The 393-nt window shown below is 61.8% G+C and carries 1 protein-coding gene; it reads right to left on the bottom strand.

Annotation, left to right across the window (positions count from 1 at the left end; translation table 11 throughout):
* On the bottom strand, positions 1–393 hold a 393-nt coding region (locus DDE80_RS14775; RefSeq protein WP_486624547.1), incomplete at both ends, for a Rossmann-fold NAD(P)-binding domain-containing protein.

Below are 393 nucleotides of genomic sequence, written 5' to 3'. Positions count from 1 at the left end.
ACGGCCTTGATGGTGTGCATGCGATTTTCCGCTTGGTCAAACGCGATGCAGGCAGGCGACTCGAACACGGACTCCGTCACCTCAATGCCATTGGCCAGCTCCGGGTAGGTCTTGGCAACCTCAGCACCAACCGCCGTCTCACTGTTGTGGAATGCCGGCAGGCAGTGCATCACCTTGACGCGCGGGTTACCAGCAGCCTTGACCAACGCATCATTGATCTGGAACGGCAGCAAGGTGCCGACCCGCTCGCTCCAACTCTCCACAGGCTCGCCCATGGACACCCACACGTCGGTGTGGATGAAGTCGACATCGCGCACGGCCTCCTCCGCAGAAGCGGTCACCAGCACCTTGCCACCGGACTGCTCGGCCCACTCGCGGCAACGTTCCACCAAT

Origin of the sequence: Metalysinibacillus jejuensis (assembly GCF_003057615.1) — a bacterium.
In the GTDB taxonomy this organism is placed as follows: domain Bacteria; phylum Bacillota; class Bacilli; order Bacillales_A; family Planococcaceae; genus Metalysinibacillus; species Metalysinibacillus jejuensis.
The sequence above is the reverse complement of the archived record's forward strand: the minus strand, read 5'-3'. Positions and strand labels throughout refer to the sequence as shown.